Below are 21777 nucleotides of genomic sequence, written 5' to 3' on the forward strand. Positions count from 1 at the left end.
TCGCTCAAGAACCTGCTCGAGCAGACGCTGACCGACCGCCGCTGGGACATGACCTATCTCGGCATGCAGGTGCTGATCGAAGGCCTGGCGCTCGCCGCCTTCCAGCGCATCCGCGACACCGCCAAGAACAACCTGGCCGGCGCCGTGAACGCCTACGTCATGCAGGACGAGGCGCGTCACGTCACCTTCGGCCGCATGGCGCTGCGCGAATACTACCCGCACATCTCCGATGCCGAGCGCGCCGAGCGCGAGGAGTTCGTCGTCGAGGCGCTCTACTTCATGCGCGACCGCTTCAACCAAGGCGAGGTCTGGGCGCGGTCCGGCCTGCCGGTGAAGGAGATGCTGGAATACGCCTATCATTCGGGCGCCATGCAGTCGTTCCGTACCCGCCTCTTCACCCGCATCGTGCCGATCCTCAAGGAGATCGGCCTGTTCGGGCCGAAGGTGCAGAAGGCGCTGGGCGAGATGGGCGTGCTGGGCTACGCCGAGGTCGACGTCGAGAAGCTGATCGCCAACGACCTCAAGGTCGCCGATGACTTCGACGCCAAGAAGTTCGTGAACTCCCAGATCGCCGCCGAGTAGCAAAGCAATCGCAGCTGGAATCGGAAAGGGGGCCTCATGGCCCCCTTTTCTCTTGGCTTCTCCCGTCATCTCGACCGGAGCCGCGCGTAGCGCGGCGGAGTGGAGAGATCTTCCCTCCACGATTTGCCGGCTTTGGGGGGCACGAAGGTCTCCCCGCTTCGCGCCTTCGGCGCTTCGGTCGAGACGACGGCTACTTCTGATTTTTTACCGACACGCCTCGATGCGCGGCGGGGCGCCGAGCACCGTCGCGACCTTCGAGATGTCGAGGCAGCGCGGGCCGATCCAGGCCTTGGTCTGCACGAAGATCGCGAAGCGCGCGAAGGTGTCCGCCTGCTCGGCGGGCGTCGGTCGCTTGCGCGCCAGCAGCCAGCTGAGCGCATAGATGTTGCCGGTCGCGAAGTCGGCCGACGGGATGTCGGGATCCTTCGCCCAGAGAGCGACGTTCTTCCTGGCCGCGCCTGTCGGATCGGCCAGGCCCTCGAGCCAGTTGCTGGCGTTCGCCGCCAGCGCATAGGAGCCGCCATTCCGGGCGATCAGTGCCTTCACCTCTCCGGCCGCGGCGACATAGCCCTGACCTTCGATCGTGCTGCCGGCGCAGCCGATCCGGCAGAGCGCCACGAACATCAGGTACTCCGCGAGGATGATCTCGACGTTGCCGTTGTTGTGCCGGCGCCAGGCGCGGGCGAGGTTCCAGCCCTGGGTCAGCTCCGCCCCGGTCCACGGCCTGGTGGCCAGGGGCGTGTCGCGCTCCAGCTCGCCGATCACGGCCTGTGCCGCGGCCTGCCATTCGGCGGGGATCTGGGCCGCCGCCGGTGTGGCGGTGCCCAGCAGGATCAGCAGCAGGATCGCGCGGAGTCGTCTCATGGCGGGCTCCCTTCAGTATTTGCGGGCCGTCTTTCGGTCGCGGCTTTCGTACTGGACGAGGTCGTCGGCCCTGAGCACCGTGGCGTCGGGCGGCACCAGCCAGCGCTTCTGCGCCGGCCTGATCAGCGGATAGTGGCGCGCATCGTCGAGCGCCGCACCGACTTCCCAGCAATCCTCCTCACTGGTGATCCAGGTGCCGGGCGCGAAGCGGCGCAGGTCGATCGAGACCGAATAGGTCCGCAGGGTCTTGCGGCCCTTGTTGAAGTATTCGTGGAAGTAGGACATCGCGAGCTCGCGCAGGCTGCGATAGACCGGGTCGCGCCAGCGCAGCCAGACGTGATTGCTCTTGGAGATCGCGCCCCAGCAGCCGTCTCGGCGGAACAGGGTGACGACGTGATCGGCATCCTCGCGCGTGGCCGTCAGGTCCATGACCAGCGGCGGCTCACCCTGCAGCCACAGCGCGCAGGCCGCGACGAAGGCCGCTTCGAGGCAATGGGCCTCGCGATGGCGCAGCACGCCGCGCACGGACCGCAGGCAATCGCCGTCCGGCTCGAAGTTGGCCGGGAGGGCCGAGACGTATTCCTGGATGCGCTGCGGCGTGCGCAGCGACGTGAGGAGGCGTCCTTCTGCGGCGGTGAGGCCGAGTTCTACCGGTGTGGGACGTTTGCGTCTGCGCATCGAGTGCAATAGTGCCGTGATGCGCCGCGACAGGCCAGTGAATGAGGCCGTCTGCTTCCGGCCCGGGGTCGGGGTGGTTGGTGGAGCTGAGGGGGATCGAACCCCTGACCTCCTCATTGCGAACGAGGCGCTCTCCCAGCTGAGCTACAGCCCCCTCCGACCCTTGGAGAACCGCGCGGATAATGGTTGCCGCGCCCCCTGTCAAGCAAACCGGGCTGTGATAGCGTCCGGCCGGTATTTTTGAAGGAGAGGCAAGACCATGGCCCACGCCAAGAAAGTCGTTCAGACCGACGCCGCCCCCAAGGCGCTCGGCCCCTATTCGCAGGCGGTCGTGGCCAACGGGCTGGTCTTCTGCGCCGGCCAGATCCCGCTCGACCCGGTGACCGGCAACATCGTCGAGGGCGGCATCGCCGAGCAGACGCACCAGGTGCTGAAGAACCTGCGCGCGGTGCTGAAGGCGGCCGGCAGCGATCTCGGCCACGCCGTCAAGACGACCGTGTTCCTGAAGAGCATGGACAGCTTCGCCGCCATGAACGAGGTCTATGGGCTGCCCGAATATTTCGGCAGTTCGACGCCCGCGCGCTCGACGGTCGAAGTCGCCCGCCTGCCGCGCGACGTCATGGTGGAGATCGAAGTCGTTGCCCTCGCCTGACGACATGGCCAGCCTGGTGACTTGGATGCTGGCCCTGGGCTCCCTCACGGTGGCCCTGATGCTCGTCAGCTACGTGCTTGTGTCGCTCGTCCTCATCATCCCGACCTGGCGCATCTGCACGCGGGCCGGCTTCTCCGGGGCGCTGTCGCTCTTCCATCTGGTGCCGTTCATCGGCTCCTTCATCGTCATGGGCATGCTGGCCTTCAGCACCTGGCCCGCCGGCGAAGCGGCGCCGAGGCGTTAGCCGATGGGCATCGAAATCGCGGCTCTGACGAGCTTCTTCGGCCTGACCGGCGCCTTCGCGCTGGTCGGCACCGTGCTGGCGGCGTGGATGGCCTGGCGCATCGTCGAGAAAGCGGGGCTGCCGGGATGGACCGGCCTCGGCGCCATCCTGCTCACGCTGACCGGCGTGGGCACGATCGTGCCGCTGATCCTGCTCTGGATCTTCGCTTTCATGCGCTGGCCGCGCGACGAACCCGGGAACGGTCTCGGAGGCGTGGCGGGCGGCGGGTTCGCGCCTGCGTCCGGTCCGGCACCGGCGCCCGGCCCGGCTGTTCTGGCAGGTCCCTCGATGGCCCTGCCCGATGCGCGCGGCTGGCGGCTCTCCGGTGTGCTCGGCCATGGCGGCACGGTGTCTCTGGCGGTTGCGGGCACGTCGGGGACCTATGCGCTGACGGGCGCGCACACCGGAGCACCGACCGATCTCACCGTGCCCGATCCGTCGGTCGGCCAGCCCCATGCCCGGCTCATGCTGTCGGGCAACCGTCTCGGCCTCGAGGATCTCGGCAGCCCGGGCGGCACCTTCCTCGACGGCGCCCGGCTGCTGCCCGAGCACGGACCGCGCGACATCAGCGCGGTGCGCTCGATCCGGCTGGGCAGCGTGGAACTCGCGCTTTCGCGGGCCTGAATGGACTTGTGATCGGCAAGGCCTGCCGAGTAGGGTGCCGCGGCCGGCGGACCGCCGGCCTCAACGGGCGGGGACTCGATGCTGTCGCTGGCGATGCTGATCGACAAGGTGATCGACATCTACACCTGGATCGTGATCGCGAGCGCGATCATGAGCTGGCTGGTGGCGTTCGGCGTGGTGAATATCCGTAACCGGTTCATCAGCGTCGTCGTCGACATGCTCTTCAAGCTGACCGAGCCGGTCCTGCGCCCGATCCGCAATGCGCTGCCCAATCTGGGCGGCGTCGATATCTCGCCCGTCATCCTCCTGCTCGGCCTGTTCTTCATCCGCAGCCTGCTGTGGGAGTACGTCTGGCCGGCCTTCGTGCGCTGAGCGCTCCCCCGACCGATCCGATTTTCCTGCGGCGGAACCCCGGCGGCGTGACCATCCAGCTGCGCGTGCAGCCGCGGGCGCGCCGCACGGCGCTCCAGCGCACGCCTGAAGGTGCGCTCAAGGCCGCAGTGACGGTGGCGCCCGAGGATGGCAAGGCCAATGCGGCCGTCGTCGCCCTGCTGGCAGACGCTTGGCGCGTGCCGAAATCGACCATAGAAATCGTGCGCGGCGGAACGGCGCGGGAAAAGACGCTCAGCGTCGCGGGCGAGCCCGAGGCGCTGGCCCGACGGATTGCCGAATGGATGGACAAGAATGGCTGATGCAAGACTGATCGACGGAAAAGCCTTCGCGGGCGGCCTGCGCCAGAGGGTGGGCGCCGGGGTTGCCGAGTTCGTCGCCAAGGGCGGGCCCAAGCCCGGCCTCGCCACGGTGCTGGTCGGCGACGATCCGGCCAGCCAAGTCTATGTCCGCAGCAAGGGCCGGCTCGCGGTCGAGCTCGGCATGGCGAGCTTCGACCACCAGCTGCCCGGGGACACGACCCAGGCCGAGCTGCTGGAGCTGATCGGGCGCCTGAACGTCGATCCCTCGGTCAACGGCATCCTGGTCCAGCTGCCTCTCCCGAAGCATCTCGACACGGCGCAGGTCCTGATCGCCATCGATCCGGCCAAGGATGTCGACGGCTTCCATCCGGTGAATGTCGGCCGCCTCGGCTCGATCGCGCCGGGTGCGCCGCTCGACTTTCCGGTGCCCTGCACGCCGCTCGGCGTCTCGATGCTGCTGCAGGACGCGCTGGGGTCGCTGTCGGGCCTGAATGCGGTGATCGTCGGCCGGTCGAACCTCGTTGGCCGCCCCGTGGCGCAACTGCTGCTTCGCGCCGATTGCACGGTGACCATCACCCATTCGCGCACGCGCGACCTGCCCGGTGTCTGCCGCCAGGCCGACATCCTGGTGGTGGCGATCGGCAAGACCGAGTTCGTGAAGGGCGACTGGATCAAGCCAGGGGCGGCGGTGATCGATGTCGGCATCAACCGCATCCCGACGCCGGAGGGCAAGAGCCGGCTGGTCGGCGACGTGGCCTTTGCCGAGGCGCAGAAGGTGGCGGGATACATAACGCCCGTGCCGGGTGGCGTCGGCCCCATGACCGTGGCCTGCCTGATGTTCAACACGTTGCAGGCCGCACGCCACAAGGCCGGAATGGCGATGATGGCCGCCTGAGCGGCGGTCAGGCCTTTCCGACGGCGCGCCGGATCAGGGCGGTCGACCATCGTGCGGCCCTTTCGAAAGGGTTCGCCGCGCCAGGGCTTGCAGCGCCGGCCCGGCGGGTCGGCAGGCGGGCCTTTCGGATCTGGGCGCGCAGGCGCAGGGCCGTCTTCTCGTTCGGCTCACGGAGCAAGGTCCGATCGACCCATTCGGCGGCTTCCGGCCAGCGATCCTGCTTCGCCAGGAATTCGGCGAAGGCCGCCATGTAGACCGGATTTTCAACGAGGCCGTTGCACTCCCGCCAAAGCGCTTCGGTATCCGCGAGCCGTCCCAGCCGCTCGCAGTAGCGCGCCTTCCAGTGGAGCAGCAGCGATTTGCGCTCGAGGGGCCAGCGGATCCTGTCGAGCACGACGAAGCCTTCCTCGAATCGGCCGAGGTGATAGTAGGCCTCGACCCGCTGCAGCGAGGGGTCGAGCATCGCCTTGCCGTGTTCGCAGGCCTTCTCGGCCTGCAACGCGGCTTCCTCGTGGCGGCCGCTCTCGTTGTAGTGACGTGCGAGCAGGGTGCGGGCGGGAACGCTTTCGTGGGTTTCCAGCAACTCGAGCAGCAGTGATTCCGCGGCCCCGCCATTGCCGGCCCGGAGATGCGCCCGCGCCAGCGCGATCGTGAGATCGGGATTCCCGGGATGTAACGCCCAGGCCTGCTGCAGCCGCTTGAGTCCGGCGTGGAAGCGTCCGGCCGCACCATCCTCGCGGGCGCGTGCGAGCACGTTGGCGATGGTGTCGTCGCCGGTCTCGACATAGCGGTTGATCATGCGGTCGACGTTGAAGCGCACCATCGACGTCTGGATATGGACTTGGTCGTCGACGAAGGCGATCGACCGGTCGGTCAGGACCACGCTCTCGTAGGAGGGGAAGTATTCGATGTGGGCCCGGTCGGCGACGAACGGCTCGACCGCCGCCCGCAGGACCGCCTTGCTGTAGGCGTTCGCCACCGCCACGTCGGACGAGGTGAAGGTCGCCTGGAGCGGCACGGGCGAGACGGTGAGGATGATGCGATAGTCTTGCGGGCAGACCCGGTCGAGCAGATCGAGGAGGTCGGCGAGCGAACGCGTCACGTCGGCATAGTCGAGAACATGCAGTTCGAAGCGAGAGGGATCGGTCCGGACGATTCCCTTGGGCGGCGGGCAGTTGATGTAGAGGCCCGAGCGATTGTCGAACCACGCCTCGATCAGGCCCAGGGTGATCAGCACCACGTGGCTGCTGGCGAGATTGCGGTAGATCGCGCTGATGTCGTTGCGCCGCCCGACCAGTGCTTCGGCGGAGACGGGCCGGAAGCCGAGCGTCAGCTGCGGGTCGATATACCGCCCCGGAGCGACTTCGATGGCATGACGGCCGATGTCGAATTCATCGAGGCCGAACGCCCAGCGGATCTGCGGCGCGATTGCCGGCGGCACGTAGTTGTTCAGGATCGTCGTCGGGTCACCGCTCCACCCTGTCTTGTCGACCTTCAGGGCCAGCGTGGGAATGTCGAAGCCGCGGTCGGCCAGCGTCCTCTCGATGCCGCGGGCGAAGCAGGAACCGATGGTGAAGATGCGCTGGCCCGGCTCCAGCGTGAAGCGCGGCTTGAACGATGGATCGGCGAAGTGTGCGAACCTGTTCGCAGGATCGTCACGACGCGGCCAGTTGCTGTCGGGGTTGGTCTTTAACGTGCCGTAGGCATCGGCAGCACTGATCCGGCGAATTGGCATCGTGTCCCTGACCCTCTGGACACATGGCTAGCATCCCTGAGTAACCGGGGGAAAGCCGGCTCCTGTTCGCGACCTCGCGCGCCGTCAGTTCTTCAGCATGCCTGCGACGAGGGCCGACACGTTGTGGCGCATCATCTTCTCGTAGGTCGGGGCCGGTCCATCCGGGCCCGACAGCGCATCGGTGTAGAGGCGAGGGCCGACCACGGCGCCGGATTCGCGCGCGATCTGGTCGATCAGGCCGGGGTTGGTCATGTTCTCGACGAACAGCGCCTTGATGCGCTGCTCGCGCGCCGCGCGGATCAGCGCCGCAACGTCGCGCGCCGAAGGCTCGCTGCTGGTGTTGTAGCCGCGCGGCGACTGGAATTTAACGCCATAGGCACTGGAGAAATAGCGGAAGGAATCGTGGCCGGTGATCGCCCGGCGCTTGTCGGCCGGCACCTTGGCGATCTCTTCCTTCACCCAGGCATCCAACTCGGCCAGCCTACGGTCGAAGGCCTCGGCGCGCTCGCGGTAGTAGGCGGCGTTCGGCGGATCGGCTTCGGCGAGGCCTCTGGCGATGTTGGCGACATAGGTGCGGACCCTCTGGACATCCTGCCAGCAATGCGGATCCGCCGCGTGATCGTGCGCGTGTCCATGGGAATGGCCCTGATCCGATCCCGCGGCGAGGGTCGCCACGCCGGTCGTGGCCACGACCGCCTTGCCCTTGAAGGGCGCCGCCTTGGCCAGTCGCTCGATCCAGCCCTCGAAGCCCAGCCCGTTGCTCACCAGCACCTGCGCCTCGGCCAGCGCGCGCGCGTCGCCAGGACGGGGCTGGTAGGCATGGGCATCCATGTCGGGGCCGACCACCGCCGACACCGCCGCCTTGTCGCCCGCCACTTCGGCCAGCAGGTTGCCCAGGATCGAGAAGGTCGCGACGGCCTTGATCTCGGCCGAAGCCGGCAGGGAAACGGCGATCAGGCCCAGGGCCAGCAGCAGTGCACGGAAAAGCATTCCGTTATAGTATAACGTCAGAGTGGAAAGTCGAGCCACTCCGGGGTGTGGCCGGTCGCCGCGAAGAAGCGCAGCAGGTCGGCCAGGCTGAGCGCCGTGGTCATCGTATTGACCAGCGGGTGGGCATTGATCGGCCCGGCGCCGTCGGCGAGGCCGCGGTCGAGAACCAGCCGGACCTGGTGCTCCGGGTCGTTGATCACGGCCAGCGGCGTCACCGAGCCCGGTTCGACGCCTAGATGGCGCCGCAGGCGGTCCGGGCTGCCGAACGAGAACTTGCCGGCGCCCAGCCGCTCGCCAAGTCGTTTCAGGTCGATGGCGCGGTCCTCCAGCGCCACCACCAGCCACATCTCTTCCTTCCGGTTGCGCAGGAAGAGGTTCTTGATGTGATGGCCGGGCAGGTCGCCGCGATGAGCCTTGGCTTCCTCGACCGTATAGACCGGCGGGTGTTCGACGGTGCGATGGGCGATGCCCAGCGCGTCGAGTCGGGCGAGAAGTTGGTGCGGATCAAGCATGGTGCGTGTCGGCTCTACCCATGAAATGAGCCCTTCGCCAGCCCCTTGCCAAGGGATCGGAAAAGCCCTATCAACGCCGCCTTCCGGCAACCTACCCGGCCGGATCTGGAGCGCGGGCGTAGCTCAGGGGTAGAGCACGACCTTGCCAAGGTCGGGGTCGAGGGTTCGAATCCCTTCGCCCGCTCCAATTTCTACCAAGGTATCTTGCCTGAACCGGTCGCCGGTTCGCATCCCGGTCGCGGACCGGGGTGAGGCCTGATGCTTTTGGTCCTCTTTCGATAGATTGCGCGTCCCATTTTCGCCGCCTGCATTGTCTATGCGGCCGGCTCGTCCATGCGTGTGAGGCTCAAATGAATACATCGACCGACCAGGGCCTTCTCGTCGTCCGCACCGTGGCGGATCTGCGCCGTGCCGTGGCTGACTTTCGGAAAGCCGGTCGCACGATCGGCCTCGTCCCGACCATGGGTGCGTTGCACGAAGGCCATGTCAGCCTGGTGAAGGGTGCGCTCGGTCGCGGCGACGTGCCGGTGACCAGCATCTTCGTCAATCCGACGCAGTTCGGACCGAAGGAGGATTTCTCCGCCTATCCGCGCGACGAGCAGGGCGACTTCGACAAGCTGCGCGATGCGCAGTGCCGCATCGTCTTCGCGCCGAGCAAGGACGAGATGTATCCCGGCGAGCAGCTCACGACCGTGACCGTCGCCGGCATCACCGACGGCCTGTGCGGTCCGCTGCGGCCCGGTCACTTCCAGGGCGTCGCCACGGTGGTGAGCAAACTCCTGCTGATGGCGATGCCGGATCGCGCCTATTTCGGCGAGAAGGACTACCAGCAGCTCCAGGTCATCAAGCGCATGGTGCGCGATCTCGCGATGCCGTTCGAGATCGTGGGCATGCCGACGGTGCGCGAGAAGGACGGGCTCGCCATGTCGTCGCGCAATCGCTACCTCAGCGCCGAGGAGCGCACCAAGGCGCTTTGCATGTACCGGCAGCTCGTGACGGTCGCCGACACGGTGCGCGACGGAAAGAAATCCTGCACCGAGGCCACGGCGGCGGCATCGCAGGCGCTGCGCGACGGCGGTTTCGACATCGTCGAGTATTTCACCGTGGTCGATGCCGAGAGCCTGAAGCCGCTCGAGCATGTCACGGGCCCAGCGCGTGTCATCGCCGCCGCCCGTCTCGGCCGCACGCGTTTGATCGACAATCTGGCGGTCTGACCGGGCGCCGGACGGGAACGTCAGGCCGCCTGTTCGAGTGTCGAAGCGACGTCGCGCGTCGTCACGCGGCGCAGGTCGCGGACCTTGGTCGTGTCGAACGGCCGGGCGCGATGCATGGTGCAGCGATTGTCCCAGATCACGAGATCGCCCTTCACCCAGCGATGGGCATGGACGAATCGCGGCTGCGTCGCGTGCTCGATCAGGTCGAGGATGATCAGGCGTCCGTCGGCGACCGGCATGCCCAGGATGTGCGAGGCATGGGCGGCAAGGTAAAGCGTCTTGCGATGCGAGCCGGGGTGGGTGCGCACGACACGCTGCGGCACCGGCGGCAGCGAGGCGCGCTCCTCCTCCGTGTACTGCACGACGCCGAGCTGCTCGCGCGACCGCCAGATCGAATGCTCGGCGACCAGGCCCTCCAGTGCCTTCTTCTTCGCGTCGGGCAGCGCGTCGTAGGCCGCGCGCATGTCGGCGAACTCCGTGTCGCCGCCTTCGTCGGGAATGACATGCGCATAGAGCATCGAGAGGGCGCCGGGCACGGCGCGGAACGAGGCGTCGGTGTGCCAGAGCCGATTGGCCAGGCCGTCGAGCCGGCGGCGCGCGTCGGGCTTCAGCACATTGCCGTCGCCGTCGAGGTTCGAGATGTCGGCGACCTGGTTGGATTCGATCCGGTGCTTGATGTCGCGATGCCGGAGTTTCAGCGCCGAGGATTCGACGGGGCCGAAATTGCCGGCGAAGGCGACCTGTTTTTCGTCGTCGAGCGTCTGTCCCCGAAAGACCACGACCGCATAGCGGTTGATCGCATCCTCGATGGCCTGCCGATTGTCCGGGCTCAGCGGCCTTGCCACGTCGACGCCGCTGATCTCGGCGACGAACCCGGGATGCACTGGCGCAACCGTGATGCTCATGACCGCCTCCCGCGGCTATAATGCGTTTCCAATCATTGTCTCCCAGGAAACGCCATGCCGCAAACGATGAAGCTCGCCCTGCTCGACGATTACCAGAAGGTCGCTCTGCGCATGGCCGACTGGGATCGGCTCAAGAAGCGCGGCATCGAGATCACGGTCTTCCACGAGCCCTTCACCTCGGTCGAGGATGCCGCGCAGAAATTGGCACCCTTCGACATTCTGGGATTGCTGCGCGAGCGGACCGCCTTCCCGCGGGCGCTGATCGAGAAGCTGCCCAAGCTGAAGTTCATGGTGCTGACCGGCGCCCGCGCCGCCAGCCTCGACGACAAGGCCGCGGCCGAGCGCGGCATCCCGGTCTCGACGACGCCGGGCGGTACCTCGAACGCCCCGACGGCGGAGCTGGGCTGGGCGCTCCTGATGATGTGCGCGCGCGACCTCGCCAAGGCCGAGCGGCTGGCGCGCCAGGGCAAGTGGCATGACGGCATCGAGCAGATGGTGGTGCTCGAGGGCAAGCGGCTGGGCATCCTGGGTCTCGGCAAGCTCGGCAGCCGCGTGGCGCGCTATGCCAAGGCCTTCGGCATGGAGGTCGTGGCCTGGAGCCAGAACCTCACACCCGAGAAGGCGGAAGCGGGCGGCGCGAAGTACGTTACGAAGGACGAGCTGCTGGCGACGTCCGACTTCGTGTCGATCCATCTTGCCCTGTCGGATCGTACGCGCGGTCTGATCGGCGCCGCCGATCTCGCCAGGATGAAGAAGACCGCGATCCTGGTGAACACCTCGCGCGGGCCGATCGTCGACGAGGCGGCGCTCATCGCGGCGCTGAAGAACCGCACCATCCTGCATGCCGGCCTCGACGTGTACGACAAGGAACCGCTGCCGGCCGACCATCCGCTCACGAAGCTCGACAACGTCACGCTGATTCCCCATCTTGGCTATGTCGTCGAGGACAGCTACCGGCACTTCTACGAGGGCACGGTCAAGGACATCGAGGCTTGGCTGGACGGCCAGCCGATCAACGTCCTCAACCCGGACGCGCTGAAGAAGGCCTGACAGGCGGCTGAAAAAGCCGGAGTCAGGGCGGCTAAACGAAACAATCGAAAGGGATGTCGCACCCCCGGGATTCCCTGCTGCCGTGAATGCAGCGCAACAATGTTGCTGATTGGTGCTTCTGAATCGTCTATTTCGTTCGCACACGCGCGACGATCAGCCAGACGGCGCCGGCGAGGATCACGCCGGCGGCCAGCCATTCCGGCGTGGTGAGGCTCGCGGGCGTCAGCCAGCCCAGGCGGGCGAAGATGGCTTCCAGCGCGATGGCGAAGAACGGCATCGCGGTGAGGGCGATCAGGTAGGTCTGCACGCCCGAATGGTTGATGGTCCAGAAGCCGAGCCAGGTGCCGGGCGCACGGAACAGCAGGCCGGCGAGGATCGCGTAGAGCCAGAGTTCGACCCGGCCGAAGGCGTCGCCGCCGCCGGCCCACGGCGAGGCCATCGCGCCCGCCAGGCCGGCCAGCGTCCAGACGAGGATCAGCGCCAGCGAGGCAGCCACCAGGATCTCGCCGGTGAAGCGGCTGCGCGCCGCCGGATCGGCCGCGCGGTTGCGCGGGTGCCAGGCGATCATCCACGAGGCCGCGACCGCGATGGCTTCCGAGGCGATCAGCCAGGCGACGCCCCGCCAGGCCGTCTCCGATCCCAGGCCGGCGGCGAAGGCCACGACGCCCAGCGCCAGCAGCGCGAGGCCCGGCCAGTCGCGCCGTGACGGTGCCTGGCGCGTTAGCGCCCAGCCCGACCCTGCGCCGATCAGCACGCTCATCGTGGAGAGCAGCGTGCTCTGCGTCACGGCCAGCCAGACGATGGCGGCGGCCGTGCAGCCGTTGATGATCACGCGCATGAAGGCGTAGCAGACTGTCCACGGCACCAGCAGGTCGGCCCAGCTCCCGGGCGTGCGGCGGCCGACCCAGAGCATGGCGAGGCCCGCGCTCAGCAGCTGCACCAGCGTGTAGGCCCAGGCATCGAGCTGCGCGCCGCTCACGACATGGCGCGTCAGCAGGAGATAGACCGACCAGAGGAGGGAGTTGCCGAGCGCGATGGCCAGGACGTGACCGCTCATTGCGGATCTCGGAGGCGTTATCTCAGGTGCGGAAGCGCAGCAGCAGGTGATTGACGCCGTTCAGCTTGACGTAGAGATCCTCGAACTGCGTGTAGAAATCCTCCCACTGCGGCAGGCCGCCCTGGCTGCCCAGCGAGGTATAGATTTCCGCGACCGTCCGGCGGCCGTCGATCTGCGAGATGATGCGCGGCGCCAGCGGCGGCAACTGGGCACGCCAGGGAAAGCCGTCGAGGTTGGCGACCAGCGGCGCGCCGGGCTGCAGGCCGGCCGCGAACTTCTGCGCATCCATCTCGCGCAGCACCGGAATGGCCGACGTATCCTCGGGCCGCGCGACCGTGTCGAAGCCCGCGCGCGTGGCATAGAAGACGTGGGTGCGCAGGTTGCCGGCCAGGCGCTCGGCGAAGGCCGCGCGTTCGAGCAGCGGCAGCGAGCTCATCTGGCGGGCGATCATCGGATCGCTCATGTAGGTCGCGGGCTCGTAGCGCACCGGCTCGAGGAAGGCGACCACCCTCAGGCCGGAGGCGGCGGCCATCGCGCCGATCTGCGGCACCGTGAAGGCGCGGTCGCAGCTGTGCAGCAACAGGTCGTAGAGGCCCGCATCGCCGCCCGTCACATGGTCGTTGAGATAGGGGTTGCGGCGGAACAGGTTGGTCGTCGGCAGGAAGCGGATCAGGCGCTTGGCCATCGCCAGCCGGTCCTCGATCGCCATCGACGGCGGCGCCAGGGTCTGCAGCATCTCCTGCAGGGGATAGACGCCGCTGCGGCCATACTCGCCGTAGAGCATGACGCCCATGCCGCCCTCGGCATGCAGCACGCTGGCCAGCGCCTGCATGCCGGCCGTCGGATCGGGCAGGTGGTGCAGTACGCCGGTGCAGTCGATGTAGTCGAACAGGCCGATGTTCATCGTCGGCAGGTCGAGCAGCGAACCGGTCAGGAACGTGATGTTGCGCAGGCCGCGCGCCTTGGCGCGCGCCTCGCAGATCTGCCGCGAGGCCGAGGAAAGGTCGAGATAGAAGACCTCGCCGGGGCAGCGTCGATCGACGAGCTGCTGGGCCAGCATGATGCAGGCATCGCCCGTGCCGCCGCCGGCGACCAGCGCGCGGAAGGGACGGATGAAGTTCAGCCGGCCGGAGAAGAGATAGTGGTTTATCTCGAGGACATGGCTCGGCGTTCCCGTGATCAGGCGGATCGCCTCGTCGCGCGGGTCTCGGGAAGGATAGGGCAGCGCCTCGTACTGGGCGCGAACACTGTCCAACGGCGAGGAAACGGTCATCAGGGCCTTGTTTGACGGCGGGCGGGGCGCTACCGGGGGGATGGCAGCACCTGCCAATCATTACTGCAACAAATCGAAGGGCCATGAAAGGCTATTTCGGCATCGGCATCGAGGGTCCGAGCAAGTCGATGAACGTCGGCACCCTGTTCCGGACGGCCCATGCGTTCGGCGCCTCGTTCGTCTTCACCCTGCGCGCCCAGTACGACGTCCGCGCCGGGGCGCTGGCCGACACGTCGGACACGCCACTGTCGGTGCCGACCTACCGGTTCCCCGATCTCGAGTCCTTTCGCCTGCCGCTGGGCTGTCGGCTGGTCGGAATCGAGATCACCGACGATGCGATCGAGTTGCCGAGTTTCCGGCATCCGCGCCAGGCCGCCTACATCCTGGGTTCGGAGCGCGAGGGCCTCTCTCCAGGCGTTCAGGCGCTATGCGATTACGTCGTGAAGATCCCGACCCGATTCTCGGTCAATCTCGGGACCGCCGGCGCCCTCGTGATGTACGACCGGCTGATCAGCCTCGGCCGCCACGCGCCGCGGCCGGTCGGCGAGGGCGCTCCGACCGAGGCGCTGGAGGTGCCGGTGTTCGGCGAGCCGCTCTACAAGCGCAAGCAGCGGCTGCGCCTGCGGCAAAAAGAGCAATCAAAACAATAGATTGCCGTGGCGCGGTTGCGCAGAGGGAGTGCGACGACTATCTCGGGCGCTCAATGTCCGTCCTGCCCACCGAACCGCTGCAGATCCTGGAGCCCGGCGCCCCCGCGCACGGCCGCAACGATCTGCGCCGCAACCTGATCGGCCTGTCGCGCGACGGCCTGAAGGCGGCGCTGGCCGAGGCGGGCCTGGAGCCGTTCCGCGCCGCCCAGATCTGGCAATGGATCTACTGGCACGGGGTCACCGACTTCGGGCGCATGACCAACATCGCCAAGAAGGCGCGTGATCGCCTGGCCGACCAGTTCGTGATCGAACGGCCCTCGATCGTGACCGAGCAGCGTTCGGTCGACGGTACGCGCAAGTGGCTGCTGCGCTTCGCCGACGGCAACGAAGCCGAGACGGTGAACATTCCCGAAGCGGATCGTGGTTCGGTCTGCGTCTCCAGCCAGGTCGGCTGCACGCTCACCTGCACCTTCTGCCACACCGGCACCCAGCCGCTGGTGCGCAACCTCACGCCCGACGAGATCGTCGGCCAGTTCATGGTGGCGCGCGACAGCTACGGCGAATGGCCGACGCCGACCGCCGATGCCCAGCGCATGCTCAGCAACATCGTCATGATGGGCATGGGCGAGCCGCTCTACAATTTCGACAACGTCGTCACGGCGCTGAAGATCGTCATGGACGACCAGGGCATCGCGCTCAGCCGCCGCCGCATCACGCTTTCGACCTCCGGCGTCGTGCCGATGATCCCGAAGATGGGCGAGGCGCTCGACGTCAACCTCGCGGTGTCGCTGCACGCGGTGAACGACGAGATTCGCGACACGCTGGTGCCGATCAACCGGAAATGGCCGATTGCCGAGCTGCTCAGGGCCTGCGCCGACTATCCCGGTGCGCGCAACAGCCGGCGCATCACCTTCGAATACGCGATGCTGAAGGGCGTGAACGACAGCGACGCCGATGCGCGCGAACTGGTGCGCATCCTGAAGCCGATCCACGCCAAGGTGAACCTGATCCCGTTCAACCCCTGGCCGGGCGCGCCCTACGAGTGCAGCTCCAACAATCGCATCCACCGGTTCGCCGAGATCGTGAACGATGGCGGCCTCAGCGCCCCCGTGCGCACGCCGCGCGGCCGCGACATCTCCGCCGCCTGCGGCCAGCTCAAGAGCGCCAGCCTGCGCCAGCGCGGCACGAAGGTCGCGCTTTAACTACTTCGTGAAGGCCGCGACCTTCGAGAGGAACGCGAGTTCCGTCGAAACCGGTTGAAGTCCGGTTGTGCCGAACCAGTCGTCGAGGCTGCCGGCGGTATACTCCGCGTAATAGGGCTCGTGGAAGTAATGCGGGAAGAGGTCGAGCAGGCCGTCCCAGTCGGGGCGGTCGCCCTTCTGCAGGGAATCGACGATCACGACCAGGCCGCCGGGCTTCACGACTCGCGCCATCCCGGCAATCGCCTTCGCGCGGATCTCCTTCGGCAGCTCGTGCAGCAGGAATGAGGAGACGACGAGATCGAGGCTCGCGTCGGCGAAGGGCAGTGCCTCGGCCGCCGCTTCGTCAAGTTTCACCCGCGCCGTGCGGCCGACCAGGCGGCGCGCTTCGTCGAGATAGGGGCGGCTGAGGTCGATGCCGGTGAGCTTCATGCCAGGCCAGGCGCCATGGAGGGCGGCGAGCAGGCGGCCGGTGCCGCAGGCGACGTCGAGGCCGCGGAGGTCGCGCTGGCTGCGGCCGGCGAGCCAGGTGGCGATCGGCGCCAGCGCGCGGCGGCGCATGACGTCGGCGGCGCCGGTGAACAGGACCTCGACCTGGGTGTCGTACAGGGCGGCCGAGTGATCCGAGAGCCAGCCGTCGCTCTGGAAGTGGAAATTCTGCCGGTAATAGTCAGGGAGCCTGTCGGCCTGGGTGCCGGGCGGGAGTTCGCCGTCCAGCGCGCCGTGCCGCCGCGCATCGACCTGCGGCAGGTCGCGGAAATAGAGCAGGCTGCGGCGCAGGAACTCGGCGGGCTCCGGTCCCAGCAGGCGAGGTGCGGGAAACAGGCCGGCCGCGACGTCCCGCCATTCGCGCCGGAACAAGGCGCGCATATCGGCCGTCAGTTCGGCCCGCCCGGGCGTCGGCCCGATGGCAAAATCGGGCTTGGGCATGGGCTTCATCAGCCGGCGTCCGGCGGCATAGTGGCCGGCGTACCAGGCGACCCGAGCGGTCTGGCGGGCGGCGTAGGAAAGGCGATCGAGGGCGGAAACCATGGTTGGCTCGATTTTGTCCCGGATTGTAGCCTCTTTGCGGCGCGCTTGCCCCGGTGGGGTCGACCGCTATATTCCGCGCGCCTTTACCGAATCGACACGAAAGCGGCCAGCATGAGCGTTTCTTATACCGGGCCCTACAAGAAGGGCGACATCAAGAAGGTCGTCCTGGCCTATTCCGGCGGCCTCGACACCTCGGTCATCCTGAAGTGGCTGCAGACGGCCTATGGCTGCGAGGTGGTGACCTTCACCGCCGATCTCGGCCAGGGCGAGGAGCTGTCGCCGGCCCGCAAGAAGGCGGAGCTGCTCGGCATCAAGCCCGAGAACATCTTCATCGAGGACGTACGCGAAGAATTCGTGAAGGATTTCGTCTTCCCGATGTTCCGCGCCAACGCCCTGTACGAGGGCCAGTACCTGCTCGGCACCTCGATCGCGCGGCCCCTGATCTCGAAGCATCAGATCGATCTCGCGCTGAAGACCGGCGCCGACGCCGTCTGCCACGGCGCCACCGGAAAGGGCAACGACCAGGTCCGCTTCGAGCTGTCCTATTACGCGCTGAAGCCGGACATCAAGGTGATTGCACCGTGGCGCGAGTGGGAGCTGACCTCGCGCACCAAGCTGCTCGAGTTCGCCGAGGAGCACCAGATTCCCATCGCCAAGGACAAGCGCGGCGAGGCCCCGTTCTCGGTCGACGCCAACCTCCTGCACTCGTCCAGCGAGGGCAAGATCCTCGAAGATCCGTGGGAAGAGGCCGATGAGATGGTCTACCAGCGCACCATCTCGCCCGAGAGCGCGCCGGACAAGGCGACTTACATCGAGATCGAGTTCGAGAAGGGCGATGCCGTCGCCATCGACGGCGTCGCGATGTCGCCCGCGACGCTGCTCACGAAACTCAACGAACTGGGCAAGGCCAACGGCATCGGCCGCCTCGACTTGGTCGAGAACCGCTTCGTCGGCATGAAGAGCCGCGGCATCTACGAGACGCCCGGTGGCACGATCCTCTACGCCGCCCATCGCGGCATCGAATCGATCACGCTCGACCGCGGCGCCGGGCACCTCAAGGACGAGGTGATGCCGAAGTATGCCGAGCTGATCTACTACGGCTTCTGGTACTCGCCGGAGCGCGAGATGCTGCAGGCGCTGATCGACAAGAGCCAGGAGAACGTCACCGGCACGGTGCGGCTCAAGCTCTACAAGGGCAACACGACCGTCGTTGGCCGCAAGTCGCCCGTGTCGCTCTACTCGATGCAGCACGTGACCTTCGAGGAAGACCAGGGCGCCTACAACCAGCGCGACGCCGAGGGCTTCATCAAGCTGAACGCGCTCAGGTTGCGCCTGCGTGCACTCGGCCAGGGTGGCCCCAAGAGCTAGCGGGCTCGAGCTGAACCTCCTGACCTGACGGGAACGGCGCATGCCATTCGACGACGACGAGCGCCGCCTTCCCGGAGGGCGCGGAACGGGCGAGCGGGCGATCAACCTGCCGCCCGCCGTGCTGTGGCTGATCGGCATCAACGTCGCCGTCCATCTGCTGCGCCAGCTTCTCGGCGAACAGGCCGACCAGGAGATCATCCTCCAGTTCGGGCTGGTTCCGGCCGCCTACACGACCGACAGCGGCCAGGATCTCTTCTCGCTGCTGGTGGCGCCGGTCACCTACCAGTTCCTCCATGGCGGCTGGATGCATCTCGGCATCAACATGCTGACCTTGGCGGCGTTCGGCGCGCCGGTCGAACGGCTGCTCGGCGTGCGCCGCTTCGTGTTCTTCTATCTCCTGTGCGGCGTCGTCGCCGGCCTCGTGCACATCCTCGTCTATCCCGATTCGGTCGATCCGGTGGTCGGCGCATCCGGCGCCATCAGCGGCATCTTCGGCGCCGTGCTGATGCTGATGCGCTACGTCGGCAGCCTGACGTCGCTGCTGCCGGTCGCCGGCATCTGGATCGGCCTCAACGTCTTCTTCGGCATCTTCGGCGGCACGCCCGGTGCGGGCGGCGAATCGGTCGCCTGGGTCGCGCACATCGCCGGCTTCGTGTTCGGCATGGCGAGCATACGCTTCTTCGCGCCCCGGATGAGCTGAGCCGCTATAGTCGGCACATGGCCGACAACGCGATTCCCCTCCGTCGCACGCTGGTCGCCAACGCCGTGGCGTTGGCGCCGTCCTGGGGTGCGCTCGCCATCCTCTTCGGTCTCGGCGAACTGTCGGGCCGGACCACGCTGATCGCGATGGCAGGCATCGCCGCGGTCACCACCCTCCTGGTCCAGCGCTATCTCAGTTCGCTGGCGAGCTTTGCGCGCTTCGTCGGCGAGCTGTCCGACGAGCGCGCGCCGGTGATGCCGCGGCTTTCCTTCGCGCCGGCGACCGAGGAACTGGCGAGCGCGGCCGCGACTCTCTCGATCGGCTGGCGGCGCCAGCGGGCATCGATCGACAATCTGGCGGCGTCGGCGCAGACCATCGTCGACGGTCTTCCCGACCCCCTGGTGTGCCTCGACCGGCAACGCCGCATCGTGCGCACAAATCTCGCGGCCGCCCTGTTGCTGGGCAGTCCCGGCGGCTCCGAACGTGACGTCTCGACCGTGCTGCGCCAGCCGCAGCTCCTGGCGGCCATCGATGCCCTGCTCGAAACCGGTCCGGACGGCAACTTCGCGCGCGCCGACCAGAGCGTGGTCGAACTGGTGCTGGCCGGGCCGCCGGAGCTCGACATGGTGGCCCATCTGCGGCGCCTGCCGCGGGCGGCCGCCGATGGCTCGCTGGCGCTGATCGTGCTGCACGACACGACGGCGCTGCGCCGGGCCGAGCGCATGCGCGCCGATTTCGTGGCCAATGCCAGCCACGAGCTGAAGACGCCGATCGCGGGCCTGGCGGGCTTCATCGAGACGCTGCGCGGCCCGGCGCGGGAAGACACGGCGGCGCGCGAGCGCTTCCTCGGCATCATGGCCGAGCAGGCCGACCGCATGCGCCGCCTGGTCGACGACCTGCTGATGCTGTCGCGCATCGAGCAGCACGAACATGCGAAGCCCGCCGCCGCCGTGGATCTCGGCCGCGTGCTGCGCTCCGTGCTCGACCTGCTGCAGCTCAAGGCCTCGTCGCGCAAGGTCAGGCTGGAACTCGACCTGCCGGCGGATCTGCCGCGAGCCGTCGGCGACCATGACGAGCTCATCATCGTGTTCCAGAACCTGATCGACAATGCGGTCAAGTATGCGCGGCCGGCCACGTCCGTCCGCGTCGAGGCACGTCCGTCGGGCACGGACCGTGTCGCGGTCGCGGTCAAGGACGAGGGCGACGGTATTCCCGCAGCGCATCTGCCGCGGCTCACCGAGCGTTTCTACCGCGTCGATACCGCCCGCTCGCGCCAGCTCGGCGGCACGGGCCTCGGCCTTGCCATCGTGAAGCATGTCGTCAACCGCCACCGTGGCCGGCTCGACATCCAGAGCACGCCGGGCAAGGGGTCGACCTTCACGGTGACCCTGCCGGCGTCGGACGCCGCCTGAACCCGGCTTCGGTCGTCGCGAAAGCGCTTTGTAAGGAATCCGACGCATAGTTTGGGGAATTGAGTCCGCAAGAGCCCTCCCCATGACATGCAAAGCAAGCGACCCGAGCGAAATTGTCGTGACGGCCCGAATGATCCGGGCCGGTCTCGACGTCGTGAAATCGTGGCCGTCCCTCGCCGACGGCGAGGCGCTGGCCATGGCCTACCGGGCAATGGCGGCGGCAGCGCCTCCGGAAAGTCTTGCCCTCAGCATGCCGACGCCGACGATGCTGCAGGCGTTGCGGATGCTGGGTCACAAGTAGCGCATCGTAAGCTCCTCGAAATCCTGCAGCCGCAATCGAGCCTCCGTTCCCGTCTTCACTGGTGGTGCTCGTTGAGAGCGAAGGAGGATCAGATGATGAAGAAGATGCTGCTCGGTTCTGCAATGCTGGTGGCGACGCTGATGCCAATGGCCGCATTCGCCCAGTCCGCCGACGCGACCTACTGCACCGCCCTGGTGCAGAAGTATGAACAGTATCTCGACAAGAATTCGGGACGCGTCCAGCAGCCGCAGAGCCTGGATTCGCGAGCCGCCGTCGAGAAATGCAAGGCGGGCGACACGAGCGGCATTCCCGCAATCGAGAAGGCGCTGAGGAACGCCAAGATCGACCTGCCATCGCGCGGGTAGTACTTGCAACGAGGGAGATCCGGCCATGCGTGTGCTCATCATCGAGGATAGCCACGAACTGGCAGGATTGATCGGCGACGCCCTGAAACGTGCAGGCATGGACGCCGATATCGTGGGCCTCGCCGAGGAGGCGAGGCTCGCCGTCCAGGCCATACAGTACTCGGCGATCGTGCTCGATCTCGGCCTCCCCGATGCCGACGGACTGGCCGTGCTCGATCATATGAAGAAGCGTCACGATCCGACGCCGGTGCTCATCCTGTCGTCGCGCAGTGCGCTGGGCGACAGGGTCGGCGGCCTCCACAGGGGCGCCAGCGACTACATGATCAAACCGTTCGCCACGGCCGAGCTGGTCGCCCGACTGCGGGCACTCATGCAGCGCCCGCCGGACGTGCCTTCTCATGTCTTCGTGCTGGGCAACGTGGCGTTCGATGCCGGCAGTCGTAGAGCGGTCGTCAACGGCAATGCCTTCAGCGTTCCGGCCCGGGAAGCCGAGCTGCTGGAGGTTTTTCTGAAGCGTGGCGGGAGGGTGCTGGTCCACGACGTCCTCGACGCCCTGGTGTTCGGGGGCACGCACGACAAGTCGTCGAATGCTGTCGAAGTCTATATCCATCGCCTGCGTCGCCTGCTGGCCGACGCCGGATCCAATGTCGAGATCCACACGATCCGCGGTGTCGGCTACCTGATGAAGCCGGTCGCGGCGGCGGGTGCGATGGCCGGGGCATGAGCCTGTCCGAGCCGTTCGAC

General features: G+C 67.3%; 26 protein-coding genes and 2 tRNA genes. 18 read left to right on the forward strand and 10 right to left on the reverse strand.

All coding sequences use genetic code 11. The features are described 5' to 3' along the window. On the forward strand, window positions 1-582 hold a 582-nt coding region (locus Q0Q48_RS25725; RefSeq protein WP_295144646.1), incomplete at its 5' end, for a diiron oxygenase. Window positions 583-786: 204 nt separating this feature from the next. Here Q0Q48_RS25725 and Q0Q48_RS25730 read toward each other — a convergent pair. The 3 genes from Q0Q48_RS25730 to Q0Q48_RS25740 form a co-directional block, all read right to left on the reverse strand. After that, complete coding sequence (locus Q0Q48_RS25730) at window positions 787-1446, reverse strand: hypothetical protein (RefSeq protein ID WP_295144649.1); 660 nt, start codon at window positions 1444-1446, stop codon at window positions 787-789. A gap of 12 nt (window positions 1447-1458) precedes the next feature. Next, the gene (locus Q0Q48_RS25735; protein ID WP_295144652.1) at window positions 1459-2124 is read right to left on the reverse strand and encodes a hypothetical protein; all 666 of its coding nucleotides are present in this window, start codon (window positions 2122-2124) and stop codon (window positions 1459-1461) included. A gap of 78 nt (window positions 2125-2202) precedes the next feature. Next, window positions 2203-2278 (reverse strand) — tRNA-Ala (locus Q0Q48_RS25740). A gap of 105 nt (window positions 2279-2383) precedes the next feature. On the opposite strand from Q0Q48_RS25740, the gene Q0Q48_RS25745 reads away from it, so the two are divergent. The 6 genes from Q0Q48_RS25745 to folD all read left to right on the forward strand — a co-directional run bounded on the left by Q0Q48_RS25745 (window position 2384) and on the right by folD (window position 5270). Beyond that, on the forward strand, window positions 2384-2776 hold the full coding sequence (locus tag Q0Q48_RS25745) for a RidA family protein (protein WP_295144655.1): 393 nt from the start codon (window positions 2384-2386) through the stop codon (window positions 2774-2776). 4 nt (window positions 2777-2780) lie between these two features. Further along, entirely contained in the window at window positions 2781-3020 is a 240-nt protein-coding gene (locus tag Q0Q48_RS25750) for a hypothetical protein (protein WP_295144657.1), read from the forward strand. A gap of 3 nt (window positions 3021-3023) precedes the next feature. Next, entirely contained in the window at window positions 3024-3683 is a 660-nt protein-coding gene (locus tag Q0Q48_RS25755; RefSeq protein ID WP_295144660.1) for an FHA domain-containing protein, read from the forward strand. A gap of 78 nt (window positions 3684-3761) precedes the next feature. Then, complete coding sequence (locus Q0Q48_RS25760; protein WP_295144662.1) at window positions 3762-4055, forward strand: YggT family protein; 294 nt, start codon at window positions 3762-3764, stop codon at window positions 4053-4055. Between the two features lie 47 nt (window positions 4056-4102). After that, window positions 4103-4375, forward strand: coding sequence for a DUF167 domain-containing protein (locus Q0Q48_RS25765; protein WP_295144665.1), 273 nt, complete (start codon window positions 4103-4105; stop codon window positions 4373-4375). After that, the gene (gene folD, locus Q0Q48_RS25770) at window positions 4368-5270 is read left to right on the forward strand and encodes a bifunctional methylenetetrahydrofolate dehydrogenase/methenyltetrahydrofolate cyclohydrolase FolD (protein ID WP_295144668.1); all 903 of its coding nucleotides are present in this window, start codon (window positions 4368-4370) and stop codon (window positions 5268-5270) included. The genes Q0Q48_RS25765 and folD overlap by 8 nt, the downstream gene beginning before the upstream one ends. 7 nt (window positions 5271-5277) lie before the next feature. Here the strand turns inward: folD and Q0Q48_RS25775 are convergent, their stop codons facing one another. From Q0Q48_RS25775 to Q0Q48_RS25785, 3 genes are all read right to left on the reverse strand, one after another. Next, on the reverse strand, window positions 5278-7005 hold the full coding sequence (locus Q0Q48_RS25775) for a GSCFA domain-containing protein (protein ID WP_295144670.1): 1728 nt from the start codon (window positions 7003-7005) through the stop codon (window positions 5278-5280). An 84-nt stretch (window positions 7006-7089) separates the two neighbouring features. Further along, on the reverse strand, window positions 7090-7995 hold the full coding sequence (locus Q0Q48_RS25780; protein ID WP_295144672.1) for a zinc ABC transporter substrate-binding protein: 906 nt from the start codon (window positions 7993-7995) through the stop codon (window positions 7090-7092). Between the two features lie 17 nt (window positions 7996-8012). Then, complete coding sequence (locus tag Q0Q48_RS25785) at window positions 8013-8507, reverse strand: prolyl-tRNA synthetase associated domain-containing protein (protein ID WP_295144675.1); 495 nt, start codon at window positions 8505-8507, stop codon at window positions 8013-8015. 112 nt (window positions 8508-8619) lie between these two features. Here Q0Q48_RS25785 and Q0Q48_RS25790 point away from each other — a divergent pair. Both Q0Q48_RS25790 and panC read left to right on the forward strand, forming a co-directional pair. After that, window positions 8620-8694, forward strand: a tRNA-Gly gene (locus Q0Q48_RS25790). Between the two features lie 163 nt (window positions 8695-8857). Further along, on the forward strand, window positions 8858-9721 hold the full coding sequence (gene panC, locus Q0Q48_RS25795; RefSeq protein ID WP_295144678.1) for a pantoate--beta-alanine ligase: 864 nt from the start codon (window positions 8858-8860) through the stop codon (window positions 9719-9721). A 20-nt stretch (window positions 9722-9741) separates the two neighbouring features. Here the strand turns inward: panC and Q0Q48_RS25800 are convergent, their stop codons facing one another. Then, window positions 9742-10626 (reverse strand): TauD/TfdA family dioxygenase, encoded by an 885-nt coding sequence (locus Q0Q48_RS25800; RefSeq protein WP_295144681.1) that lies wholly within the window; start codon window positions 10624-10626, stop codon window positions 9742-9744. 54 nt (window positions 10627-10680) lie between these two features. Here Q0Q48_RS25800 and Q0Q48_RS25805 point away from each other — a divergent pair, with 54 nt between their 5' ends. After that, the gene (locus Q0Q48_RS25805) at window positions 10681-11676 is read left to right on the forward strand and encodes a D-2-hydroxyacid dehydrogenase family protein (RefSeq protein ID WP_295144684.1); all 996 of its coding nucleotides are present in this window, start codon (window positions 10681-10683) and stop codon (window positions 11674-11676) included. Between the two features lie 127 nt (window positions 11677-11803). On the opposite strand, the gene Q0Q48_RS25810 is transcribed toward Q0Q48_RS25805, so the two are convergent. Beyond that, window positions 11804-12733: a hypothetical protein gene (locus Q0Q48_RS25810; RefSeq protein WP_295144686.1), complete on the reverse strand. Its 930-nt coding sequence runs from the start codon at window positions 12731-12733 to the stop codon at window positions 11804-11806. Window positions 12734-12755: 22 nt separating this feature from the next. Beyond that, the gene (locus Q0Q48_RS25815; protein WP_295144689.1) at window positions 12756-14006 is read right to left on the reverse strand and encodes a class I SAM-dependent methyltransferase; all 1251 of its coding nucleotides are present in this window, start codon (window positions 14004-14006) and stop codon (window positions 12756-12758) included. An 83-nt stretch (window positions 14007-14089) separates the two neighbouring features. Between Q0Q48_RS25815 and Q0Q48_RS25820 the strand changes: the two genes are divergently transcribed. Both Q0Q48_RS25820 and rlmN read left to right on the forward strand, forming a co-directional pair. After that, window positions 14090-14656 carry an RNA methyltransferase gene (locus tag Q0Q48_RS25820; protein WP_295144691.1) on the forward strand — a complete coding sequence of 189 codons (567 nt, stop codon included), beginning with the start codon at window positions 14090-14092 and terminating at the stop codon, window positions 14654-14656. A 53-nt stretch (window positions 14657-14709) separates the two neighbouring features. Next, window positions 14710-15858: a 23S rRNA (adenine(2503)-C(2))-methyltransferase RlmN gene (rlmN, locus tag Q0Q48_RS25825; RefSeq protein ID WP_295144694.1), complete on the forward strand. Its 1149-nt coding sequence runs from the start codon at window positions 14710-14712 to the stop codon at window positions 15856-15858. On the opposite strand, the gene Q0Q48_RS25830 is transcribed toward rlmN, so the two are convergent. Beyond that, window positions 15859-16887, reverse strand: coding sequence for a class I SAM-dependent methyltransferase (locus Q0Q48_RS25830; RefSeq protein WP_295144696.1), 1029 nt, complete (start codon window positions 16885-16887; stop codon window positions 15859-15861). A gap of 111 nt (window positions 16888-16998) precedes the next feature. Here Q0Q48_RS25830 and Q0Q48_RS25835 point away from each other — a divergent pair, with 111 nt between their 5' ends. The 6 genes from Q0Q48_RS25835 (at window position 16999) to Q0Q48_RS25860 (ending at window position 21757) form a co-directional block, all read left to right on the forward strand. Then, entirely contained in the window at window positions 16999-18255 is a 1257-nt protein-coding gene (locus tag Q0Q48_RS25835; protein ID WP_295144699.1) for an argininosuccinate synthase, read from the forward strand. 40 nt (window positions 18256-18295) lie between these two features. After that, window positions 18296-18955, forward strand: coding sequence for a rhomboid family intramembrane serine protease (locus Q0Q48_RS25840; RefSeq protein WP_295144702.1), 660 nt, complete (start codon window positions 18296-18298; stop codon window positions 18953-18955). Between the two features lie 17 nt (window positions 18956-18972). After that, on the forward strand, window positions 18973-20367 hold the full coding sequence (locus Q0Q48_RS25845) for an ATP-binding protein (RefSeq protein WP_295144705.1): 1395 nt from the start codon (window positions 18973-18975) through the stop codon (window positions 20365-20367). A gap of 118 nt (window positions 20368-20485) precedes the next feature. After that, a complete protein-coding gene (locus Q0Q48_RS25850) occupies window positions 20486-20668 on the forward strand; it encodes a hypothetical protein (RefSeq protein ID WP_295144708.1) in 183 nt (60 codons plus the stop codon). A gap of 92 nt (window positions 20669-20760) precedes the next feature. After that, the gene (locus Q0Q48_RS25855; protein WP_295144710.1) at window positions 20761-21033 is read left to right on the forward strand and encodes a hypothetical protein; all 273 of its coding nucleotides are present in this window, start codon (window positions 20761-20763) and stop codon (window positions 21031-21033) included. 25 nt (window positions 21034-21058) lie between these two features. Further along, entirely contained in the window at window positions 21059-21757 is a 699-nt protein-coding gene (locus tag Q0Q48_RS25860; protein WP_295144712.1) for a response regulator transcription factor, read from the forward strand. The last annotated feature ends 20 nt before the right edge of the window (window positions 21758-21777 follow it).

It is taken from the genome of uncultured Reyranella sp. (assembly GCF_945957355.1).
GTDB lineage: Bacteria > Pseudomonadota > Alphaproteobacteria > Reyranellales > Reyranellaceae > Reyranella.